The following is a 9988-nucleotide window of genomic DNA, read 5'->3' on the forward strand; positions in this document are numbered from 1 at the left end:
GGCCCTGCTCGACGCCGTACGGCGCCTCAACCCCCAGCAGCAGGAGTGCGTGACGCTCCGCTTCCTCCAGGGCCTCTCGGTCGCCGAGACCGCCCGCGTGATGGGCAAGAACGAGGGCGCCATCAAGACCCTCCAGTACCGGGCCGTGCGCACCCTCGCCCGGCTCCTCCCGGACGACGCACGCTGAACACGCCGAGCCGGGCACCCTGGGCGACACCCAACTCACGTTCGGTGACTGCGCGTTGACTTTCGCAGCCGATCACCGGCCGTCCGTAACCCAAGTGCCGAGCCGCTCGTTGTGCGGGATACAGGCTCCCTGTGGTCACGTCCGACCAGCCCCGATCACCCGATCGTGTGGACTGGTCGGGGGCGTGCAACCCTCAGGACCCCCTGGGGAGTCGACCGTCATGACGAGAGGAGGTGCCGCCAGTGATCGCGAACGTATCGGCCCACCGGCGGGCGAACGCCTTCGCCCAGGCCCTGGAGGAGCAGCCCGACCGGGACCCGGCGGCCGAGCCGTCCGGAGGACCGACGGGCGATCCGCCGGCCGCCCCGGACCGGGCCGAACGGACCGAGCAGGGCGAGCTGTTGGCCCTGGCGACCGGACTCGCCGAGCTGCCCAAGCCGGAGCTCGACCCGGAGGTCAAGGTCGTCCAGCGGGCCCAGCTGGTGGCCGCTATGGAGGCCATGCTGGCGGAGGGCACCCTGGGCGGGGCGGCAGGCACTTCGGTACCCGAGCAGCGGGCGTCGCGGGCCAAGGGCGCGCATCGGGCCAGCCCGCTGGGCAAGTTGCGACCGCGTTCCCGGCTCACCAAGGGGCTCGCCGCAGGCGGCCTGAGCGTCGGCGTGGCCGCCGGAGCCTTCGGCGGGGTAGCCGCCGCCAGCTCCGACGCCCTGCCCGGCGACTCCCTGTACGGCCTCAAACGCGGCATCGAGGACTTCAAGCTCAACTATCTGTCCGACGGCGACGACCAGCGCGGCCAGACCTACCTCGACCAGGCCTCGACCCGGCTGATGGAGGCCCGCCGGCTCATGGAGCGGGACCGCGGCGGCCACCTCGACCACGAGTCGATCGGCGAGATCCGCCGCACCCTGTCCGGGATGCAGCACGACGTCACCGAGGGCCACCGCCTGCTCCACGAGGCGTACGAGCGGGATCCGAAGTCGCTGGGCCCCATCCAGGCCCTGTCCGCCTTCGCCCAGTCCCACCGCGAGGCCTGGGGCGCCCTGCGCCAGAAGCTCCCGGTGCAGCTCGGGGACGTCAGCCAGCAGGTGTCGTCGGTCTTCGACGCCATAGACCAAGAGGTCGGCCCGCTCCAGTCGCTGCTCCCCCAGCCGTCCCGGAACACCGGCGGCGGCACCGGCAGACAGGACTCCGGCACGGCGTCCACCGGCTCCTCCGGCAGCCACCGGTCGACGGCCCCGTCCTCCTCCGGCAGCTCCGCCTCGGGCCACGACACCGGCACCGGCAGCCCCAGCGGCTCGGCCTCCGGCACCGCCGACAACGGCCTGATCGGCGGCACCACAGGCGGCCTCCTGGACCCGCCCAAGACCGGCTCCAGCACCCCGTCCCCGTCCAAGAGCGCCTCCAGCGCCCCAGACGTCACCCTGCCCCCACTCCTGCCAGGCCTCCTACCCGGCCTGGGTATCGACAGCGAGGACAGCAGCAACTAGCGCAACTGAGGGCGCCCCTTTTCCGAGGGGCGCCCTCAGCCCCCCTCAGGGGCGCGGGGAACTGCGCGAGCAACCACGACGGCGCCGCACTCACCATCGCACCTCAATCCGCAGCGGCGCTCAGAAGAAAACCGACCTCCGCTGCACAAGCAACTTGTACAGCGTGTGCTGAATCTGCTCCCGCACCTGATCCGTCAGATTGAACATCAGCATCGGATCCTCCGCCGCCTCCGGCGGATACCCGTCCGTAGGAATCGGCTCCCCGAACTGAATCGTCCACTTCGTCGGCAACGGCACCGCCCCCAACGGCCCCAGCCACGGAAACGTCGGCGTCAGCGGAAAATACGGAATCCCCAGCACCCGCGCCAGCGTCTTCGCATTGCCGATCATCGGGTAGATCTCCTCCGCCCCCACGACCGAACAGGGAATGATCGGCACCCCCTGCCGCAGCGCCGTGGAAACGAACCCACCCCGCCCGAACCGCTGGAGCTTGTACCGCTCGCTGAAGGGCTTCCCGATCCCCTTGAACCCCTCCGGCATCACCCCCACCAGCTCGCCCTGAGCCAGCAGCCGTTCGGCGTCCTCCGCGCACGCGAGCGTGTGCCCGAGCTTGCGCGCCAGCTCGTTCACCACCGGCAGCACGAAGACCAGGTCCGCCGCGAGCAGCCTGAGGTGACGATTCGCCGGATGCCGGTCATGCACGGCGACCTGCATCATCAGCCCGTCCAGCGGCAGCGTCCCGGAGTGGTTGGCGACGATCAGCGCACCGCCGTGGGCCGGGATGTTCTCCATGCCCTTCACCTCGACCCGGAAGTACTTCTCGTACACGGGCCGCAGCAGGGACATCAGGACCTGGTCGGTCAGCTCCTCGTCGTACCCGAAGTCGTCGACCTCGTAGTCCCCGGTCAGCCGCCGCCGCAGGAACGCGAGTCCGCGTGCGACACGCTGTTCCAGGCCGGCCTCGTCATGCGGCGGCTGCTGCACGCCCGTCTCAGGGTTCTCCCGGGTCACATGGACATCTTCCTGCGCGGGGATCCGCCCGGCGAGAGGCTGGACCTCACGCATCACCGCGGACTCGCGCCCCGCCGCGGGCTCACGCACCGCGGCCTGCTCGCCGCCGCCCTTGCGCCGGCTCCCCGCACCCCGGCGCCGGGCGGCCGGCCGCTGCACGGCAGCCCCGCGGGACCGGTCGTCGTCGAACGGAATGACCTTGGCGTCCGCCATCGTTGCTGCGCTCCTCAGTTGGCGCTCTGGGTCGGGTTCTGCGTCGGGGCCCCCGCCGGCGTCGGCCCGCCGCTCAGCGCGGGCAGCGCGGCGATCCGGTCGACGGCCGCGGCCACGGCCTGGGGCGGCAGCAGCCCCGGGGCCTGGGCGCGCACGAAGTCCGCGAAGGTCTCCGCCGTCGAGTACTTCGGCCGGAACCCCAGCGTCTCGCGCATCTGGACCGTGTCCACCACCCGGCCGTGCGTCAGCAGCCGGATCTGCTCGGGCGAGAAGTCGCTCATGCCGAGCGTCCGCACCAGCGACCCGGCCCAGGTGACCGCCGGCAGCAGCAGCGGCACGGTGGGCCGCCCGAGCCGCCGCGAGCACTGCGAGAGCAACAGCACCCCGTCACCCGCGATGTTGAACGTGCCGCTGTTCAGGGTTCCCCGCTCCGGCTCGTGCGAGGCGATCCGCAGCACCTCGATCACGTCGTCCTCGTGCACGAACTGCAGCCGCGGGTCGTACCCGAGGACGGTGGGCAGCACGGGCAGCGCGAAGTACGAGGCGAGCGGGGTGTCGGCCGTCGCCCCGAGGATGTTGGCGAACCGCAGCACGCACACCGCGACGTCGGGCCGCCTCCTGGCGAACCCCCGCACATACCCCTCGACCTCCACCGTGTCCTTCGCGAACCCCCCGCTGGGCAGGGATTTCGGCGGGGTGGTCTCGGTGAAGACGGCCGGGTCCTTCGGCGCGGATCCGTAGACGTTCGTACTGGACTTGATCACCAGCCGCTTGACGTTCGGCGACTTCTGGCAGGCACCGAGCAGCTGCATGGTCCCGATGACATTGGTCTCCTTGACGGTGGCCCGGCTCCCGCTGCCCAGCGGCGTCCCGGTCACGTCCATGTGGACGACGGTGTCGGCACCGCTCTCGGCCAGCACCCGGGCGATGGTCGGCTGCCGGATGTCGGTCCGGATGAAGTCCGCCCCGCCCAGATGATGCTCCGGCGTCACCGCGTCCACGGCGACCACCCGGTCCACCCCGGGGTCACGCTGAATACGCCGCACGAACCGGCCCCCGAGTTGACGGGCCACTCCGGTCACGAGCACGACCTTCCCCAAGATCAGCGCCTTTCTTCCGTGTTCCCGTATGCGGGCCAACTTAGCGGGTCGATGTTGCGCAGGCATGACCCCCAGCAGGCCACGACAAGCCGCAACGGCCGGAAAATGCAGTGGCCCCCCACCGTACTGGTGGGGGGCCACACACAAGCTCTCGCGGCTCGGCGCCGTAATTACTTCTTGTTACGGCGCTGAACACGCGTGCGCTTGAGCAGCTTGCGGTGCTTCTTCTTGGCCATCCGCTTGCGCCGCTTCTTGATAACAGAGCCCACGACTACCCTCGCTCACTTCTCATCACTCGGTGCTGGGCATCATGGGCCCATACGACCTACGAGGGGCTAGCCTACCCGCCCGAGCGCTGAGGTCGTAATCGAGGTGCCCCGGGACGAATCCCGGAACGGCCGTCAGGCGGTCTCCACCCCCACATAGCTCTCGCGAAGGTACTCGTGTACCGCTTGTTCGGGGACGCGGAAGGACCGCCCCACCCGGATCGCGGGCAGATGACCGCTGTGCACCAGCCGGTACACGGTCATCTTCGACACTCGCATCACCGCGGCGACCTCCGCCACGGTCAGGAACACAACCTCGTTCAGAGGCCTCTCGCCAGCTGCCATGACACACCTGAACCTTCCGCACTCGACGGGCCACCGGCTTCCCCTTCCGGTGACTCTTCGTCGTTGCGTGCTCACTCCCCAATGTAGGGGCGGGTGATGCGAGTGGGGAAGAGGTGCACCCATCGGCGGCCTACTGTGACAGACACGCTCGATTGAGTACGTAGCGGGTAAGCGGCGTGTAGTAATCAGACCGCACGCCGTCATCAACCGGAACGGCGACGGACACCGCCCCCTCGGCCTCTCCCACGAAGAGCGCGGGGTCATCCGTATCCGCCAGACCAATGGCCTCAAACCCGAGCTGACCTGCACCGCAGACCCATCCATGGTCCCCGACCACCAGCTCGGGCAAGGGCCCCCCGCTCCTCGCCGCCGCATCCAGCGCCACCCGAATCGGCAGCGGCGAATGCGTGTGCGCACCCGGCGCACAACCGGGGCGTTCACGGCCCACTTCTCTCATGAACCCGACGCCTCGTACGTATTCGAGGGAGCACGTACGTAGACCGAACCGGGTCGTTATGTCGACACAGTGACCCTGCGCCGGGGTGAGGACCTCACACCCCGCCGCCGACAGCGCGTCCGCGAGACCGGCGTAGAACCCGATCAGCCGGTGCGGATGCCCGGTCCCGAACAACACGGCGGCCCGCCTCCGGGCCACCGCCCCCACCCGCTCGGCGAACGCGTCCAGCCTCGCGACCGTCAGCTCAGGATCGATCACATCATGCCCTGAAACGCACCGCGGATCGTCCGAAACCCCACACTTGGCAGCCATCAACCGAATCAACTCCGCCTCTCCCCACCCCCCTTGCGGATCAATCCCGATCAACACCCGAGGATCCCGAGCCGCGAACAACCGATAACTCCGCAGACTCCGCTCCCGCGAGGTCCCCACCACCCCCGCCAGCCCCACAGCCACCAAGTACTCCCGAAGCCCACCACCACTCACCACACCCCACATCCTGACGCCCCCACCCCACCCAGACCCCCAGAACCGACAAACACCGCACAGACGGCGTAACGCCCCCTCCAGCCCGCCCACGGCTTGCGGACGAAGGCCGGTCGGCACTCTCTCCAGCCCGTCCGGCGTTTGCGGACGAAGGCCGGTCGGCACCTCCTCCAGCCCGTCCACCACTTGCGGACGAAGGCCGGTCGGCACCACATCTCAGCCCGTCCGGCGTTTGAGGACGAGGCCGGAGGCCGAAGCGGGGGCCCGGGGGCGGCAGCCCCCGAACCGGGCGGTCGAAGGGGGCCCACCCCCTGGAAGGACGGGACGGGTAGGGGCGGCGGGGGCGAGAAAACCCCTACGCCAGCAACCCCCGCAGCGGAAACACCGCCCGCCGCGTCGCCAACACGGCCTGATCCAAGCGATCAGCGGGGTCGTACCCCGCCTCCCACCCCGCCCACCCCACCGGCCACCGCCCATCCGTCATCCGCCCAGGCCCCAACTGCCGAGTCCGGGCAAACACCTCCTGCCGCCACCCCTCCGGCACCAGCGCCTCAGGCGCAACCTCCCGCCCCGCCGCCACCCCCACCAGATGCGTCCACGACCGCGGCACGACATCCACCACCTCGTACCCGCCGCCCCCCAACGCGACCCACTTCCCCCCGGCGTACTCGTGCGCCAGCTCATGACACGCCACCTGCACCGCCCGCTGCGCATCCAGCGAAACGGCGAGATGCGCCAGCGGATCCTCGAAATGCGTGTCGGCCCCGTGCTGAGTGACCAGCACCTGCGGCCGGAAGTCGGCGACCAGCTCCGGCACGACGGCGTGAAACGCCCGCACCCACCCCGCGTCCCCGGTCCCCGCCGGCAGCGCCACGTTCACCGCGGAGCCCTCCCCCGCCCCGGCCCCGACCTCCTCCGGCCACCCGGTCTGCGGGAACAACGTACGGGGATGCTCGTGCAGCGAGATCGTCAGAACCCGCGGATCCTCCCAGAACGCGGCCTGCACCCCGTCCCCGTGATGCACGTCCACATCCACGTACGCGACCCGCTCGGCCCCCAGCTCCAGCAACCGCGCGATGGCGAGCGAGGCGTCGTTGTAGATGCAGAACCCGGACGCCGCCCCCGGCATCGCATGGTGCAAGCCGCCCGCGAAGTTCACGGCGTGGTCGACGTCCCCCCGCCACACCGCCTCCGCCGCCCCCACCGACTGCCCGGCGATCAGCGCCGCCACCTCGTGCATCCCGGCGAAGGCCGGATCGTCCATCGTCCCAAGACCGTACGACTGGTCGGCCGCCGCCGGATCCGCCGAGGCCGCCTTCACGGCCTCGATGTAGTCCTCCCGGTGCACCAGCCGCAACGTCGAATCCCCGGCCGGCTTGGCCGCGACCACCTCCACCGCCCGGTCGAGCCCGAAGGCACCGACCAGACTCCGGGTCAACGCCAGCCGGACCGGATCCATCGGATGCCCCGGACCGAAGTCATAGCCCGTTACTGCCTCGTCCCACATCAGCTGTGCGCGGCCACTCATGCCCGCCACCGTATCGGTCCGACCTGGTCGCGAACGAACGGGCGTACACCAACGTCACCAGCACCAACACCATCGGCACCAGCATCGCCCCGCGATAGCTCCACGCATCGCCGAGCGCCCCCACCAACGGCGAACCGATCAGGAACCCGACGTAGTTGAAGATGTTCAGGCGTGCGATGGCCGCATCCGAAGCCCCCGGAAACAGCCGCCCCGCCGCCGCGAAGGTCTGCGGCACCAGTACGCACAACCCCAGCCCCAGCAGGGTGAACCCGACCATGCCGACCCACGCCCCCGGCGCCGCCGCCACCACCGCGAACCCGCCGGCCGCCACCACCGCCCCCAGCCGTACGACGGGTACGGCACCGAACCGCCGTACCCCGAAGTCCCCGATGCCCCGTCCGACCAGCGTGGTCACCATGTACACGTTGTACGGCACGGTGGCGAGCTGCTCACTGCTTCCCAGCACGTCCTTCAGGTACTTCGCACTCCAGTTGGAGACGGTCGAGTCCCCGATATAGGCGAAGGTCATCACCAGGCACAACGGCAGCAGCACCTTGAACACGACACCGCCCGCGCCCCCGCCTTCACCGGCGGCCCCTTCCTCCACCGGCGCGGGATCACCGTCCACATACCACCGGCTCCCGACCAGCGCGGCCGGCAGCAGCACCGCGACCACCGGCAGGTACGACACCCACAGCGCGAGATGCCAGTGCGCCCCCACCCAGGCCAGCGAGGCCCCGAGGATCCCGCCCAGGCTGTACGCGGCGTGGAAGCTGAGCATGATGCTGCGCCCGTACGTCCGCTGCAGGCTCACCCCGAGCATGTTCATCGAGGCGTCCAGCGCACCGACGGCCAGGCCGAACGCGGCCAGGGCCACCGCCAGCTCGGCCATCGCCCCGCCGGACCCGACCCCGAGCAGCGCCAGCATCACCACGGGCTGGGTCCAGCGCAGCAGCCGGCTGGGCCGTATTCGCTTCACCAACTGCTCGGTGGTGACGCTGCCGACGCCGGCCAGGATCGGCACGGCAGCGAGAAAGACCGGCAGCAGCGCGTCGGAGACGCCGTACCGGTCCTGGATGGCAGGGATGCGCGTCACCAGCAGCGCGAAGGTGGCACCCTGAGTGAAGAAGCTGAACGCCAGCGAGGCCCTACCGCGCCGCAGCACATCTGTCATGGCGGCGAGCGTAGGGCCCCGGCGTACTCGTGGGTAGATCCAGCCAAAGATGAATTTCCTTCACCTTTACCTTTGTGCCACTCAGGCGGCGACCGCGAGCTCCTGTCCCTGGCCCTGTTCCTGCCCCTCTTCCTGCTTCTGCTCGGCTTCCTGGCGCTTCACCTCGTCGGTGATCAGGCACGCCATCGGCTCGGCGGCGGCGCCTCCGCAGACCACCATCCCGAGGGTGATCGCGACGACCAGCATCAGCGAGCTCAGCCAGACCATGGTGTCCACGGGGATCGTGTAGGCGCCGACGACCCGCGCGACGCACTCCACCAGCAGCACCAGGCCCCAGATCACGGAGAAGACCCGCTCCTTCTTCAGGAACTCCGCCGACCGGACCGCGCTCCCGGACGCCAGCCGCTCCCAGGCGGCCTCCCGGGCCGCGTCCCCCTTGAGCAGGAACGGCTTCAGCCCCGCCGTCATCATCGGCCGGCCCAGCGCCACCGACACCAGGATGCCGATCCCGACGGTGCTGCTGACCGCGCCGTCCTTGGCGAGCATCAGCCGCGGGTCGCCGGAGACGAAGCTGAGCGCCAGCCCGACCACGTTCACGACCAGGATCAGCGCCGCGAGCCCGTTGACCCGGCGCTCCTTCACCACACTCCAGACCGTCCGCACGGCCGGCACCACGCTGCTCCAGGCGAGCGCCGCGAAGGTGCTCATCCCGAAGGCCCCCTTGAAGAAGTAGTACGACCCGAGGGGCACCGCCACATCGACGATCAGCGGCCGGAGGTTCTCCAGCACGCTGGGCTGCTGCTGCTTGCTCTGGGACCCGGTGTTCGTCGTCTTCGTCATGCCCTCAGCTTCGCGTCCGGGCAGGGTCCCCCAGTAGAAACGAACGTCCGGAGCTCGGCATGACAATTGTCAGCGCCCACGTCATGCCCCCGGTCATTCCAGCAGGTCAGCCAAGTTCCCCATGTCAGCGAAGAGTTGGGTGGCGCCCGTCAACCGGTCGGCCGGTGTCATGGCCGTGAACCCGTACACGTCCATCCCGGCCGCGACGGCCGCCTGCACCCCCAGCGGACTGTCCTCCACAACAGCACACCGCTCCGGCACGACCCCCATCCGCTCGGCCGCGTACAGGAACAGATCCGGAGCCGGCTTCCCCCGCCCCACATCCTGCGAACTGAAGATCCGCGACTCCTCGAACCACCGGTCGAGCCCGGTCGTCCGATGCCCGACCCGGATCCGCTCATGACTCCCCGACGACGCCACGCAGTACGGCACCCCGTCCGCCGCCAACTGCTCCAGCACCCCCGCGACCCCCGTCACGGGCTTCAACTCCTCCTCGAACGCGGCGAACACCCGCGCATGGAAGACGTCGTCGAAGTCGTCCGGCAGCCGCTGCCCGGTGCGCTCCAGGACGAGGTCGTGGATCCGGTGCATCGCGGATCCCATGTAGTCCCGTATGGAGTCCTCGTAGGAGGTCGCGTGCCCCAACTCGGTGAGATAGGCGGCCAGCAGCCGGTTGGAGATGGGCTCACTGTCGACAAGAACGCCGTCGTTGTCGAAGATAACCAGGTCGTAGCGCATACCCCGAGCCTAAACGAACCCGTAAACGCAGAAAGGCCCACGCCGTATGGCGTGGGCCTTTCCCAAGAATTGTTCGGCGGTGTCCTACTCTCCCACAGGGTCCCCCCTGCAGTACCATCGGCGCTGTAAGGCTTAGCTTCCGGGTTCGGAATGTAA

Annotated in this window: 11 protein-coding genes and 1 rRNA gene; 2 read left to right on the forward strand and 10 right to left on the reverse strand. The window is 69.7% G+C overall.

The window, feature by feature from the left end:
• The coding region (locus AB0D74_RS50105; RefSeq protein WP_362603306.1) for a sigma factor-like helix-turn-helix DNA-binding protein at window positions 1-187 on the forward strand (187 nt) is incomplete at its 5' end.
• A gap of 242 nt (window positions 188-429) precedes the next feature.
• Entirely contained in the window at window positions 430-1674 is a 1245-nt protein-coding gene (locus AB0D74_RS50110) for a DUF5667 domain-containing protein (RefSeq protein ID WP_362603309.1), read from the forward strand.
• Window positions 1675-1794: 120 nt separating this feature from the next.
• On the opposite strand, the gene AB0D74_RS50115 is transcribed toward AB0D74_RS50110, so the two are convergent.
• The 10 genes from AB0D74_RS50115 to rrf all read right to left on the reverse strand — a co-directional run.
• On the reverse strand, window positions 1795-2898 hold the full coding sequence (locus AB0D74_RS50115; RefSeq protein ID WP_362603311.1) for a lysophospholipid acyltransferase family protein: 1104 nt from the start codon (window positions 2896-2898) through the stop codon (window positions 1795-1797).
• A 14-nt stretch (window positions 2899-2912) separates the two neighbouring features.
• Window positions 2913-3998 (reverse strand): NAD-dependent epimerase/dehydratase family protein, encoded by a 1086-nt coding sequence (locus AB0D74_RS50120; RefSeq protein ID WP_362603314.1) that lies wholly within the window; start codon window positions 3996-3998, stop codon window positions 2913-2915.
• Between the two features lie 170 nt (window positions 3999-4168).
• The gene (locus tag AB0D74_RS50125) at window positions 4169-4267 is read right to left on the reverse strand and encodes an AURKAIP1/COX24 domain-containing protein (protein WP_003948845.1); all 99 of its coding nucleotides are present in this window, start codon (window positions 4265-4267) and stop codon (window positions 4169-4171) included.
• A 132-nt stretch (window positions 4268-4399) separates the two neighbouring features.
• On the reverse strand, window positions 4400-4609 hold the full coding sequence (locus AB0D74_RS50130; RefSeq protein ID WP_067299677.1) for a helix-turn-helix domain-containing protein: 210 nt from the start codon (window positions 4607-4609) through the stop codon (window positions 4400-4402).
• Window positions 4610-4739: 130 nt separating this feature from the next.
• Window positions 4740-5555 carry a phosphatase gene (locus tag AB0D74_RS50135; RefSeq protein WP_362603317.1) on the reverse strand — a complete coding sequence of 272 codons (816 nt, stop codon included), beginning with the start codon at window positions 5553-5555 and terminating at the stop codon, window positions 4740-4742.
• A 352-nt stretch (window positions 5556-5907) separates the two neighbouring features.
• Window positions 5908-7080 (reverse strand): acetoin utilization protein AcuC, encoded by a 1173-nt coding sequence (locus tag AB0D74_RS50140; RefSeq protein ID WP_362603320.1) that lies wholly within the window; start codon window positions 7078-7080, stop codon window positions 5908-5910.
• Complete coding sequence (locus AB0D74_RS50145) at window positions 7031-8254, reverse strand: MFS transporter (RefSeq protein WP_362603323.1); 1224 nt, start codon at window positions 8252-8254, stop codon at window positions 7031-7033. The genes AB0D74_RS50140 and AB0D74_RS50145 overlap by 50 nt, the downstream gene beginning before the upstream one ends.
• An 81-nt stretch (window positions 8255-8335) precedes the next feature.
• The gene (locus AB0D74_RS50150) at window positions 8336-9094 is read right to left on the reverse strand and encodes a VC0807 family protein (protein WP_362603326.1); all 759 of its coding nucleotides are present in this window, start codon (window positions 9092-9094) and stop codon (window positions 8336-8338) included.
• 93 nt (window positions 9095-9187) lie between these two features.
• Window positions 9188-9832 carry an HAD family hydrolase gene (locus tag AB0D74_RS50155; protein WP_362603329.1) on the reverse strand — a complete coding sequence of 215 codons (645 nt, stop codon included), beginning with the start codon at window positions 9830-9832 and terminating at the stop codon, window positions 9188-9190.
• A 71-nt stretch (window positions 9833-9903) separates the two neighbouring features.
• Window positions 9904-9988 (reverse strand): 5S ribosomal RNA (gene rrf, locus AB0D74_RS50160); the annotation flags it as partial.

Source organism: Streptomyces sp. NPDC048278, from assembly GCF_040652195.1.
In the GTDB taxonomy this organism is placed as follows: domain Bacteria; phylum Actinomycetota; class Actinomycetes; order Streptomycetales; family Streptomycetaceae; genus Streptomyces.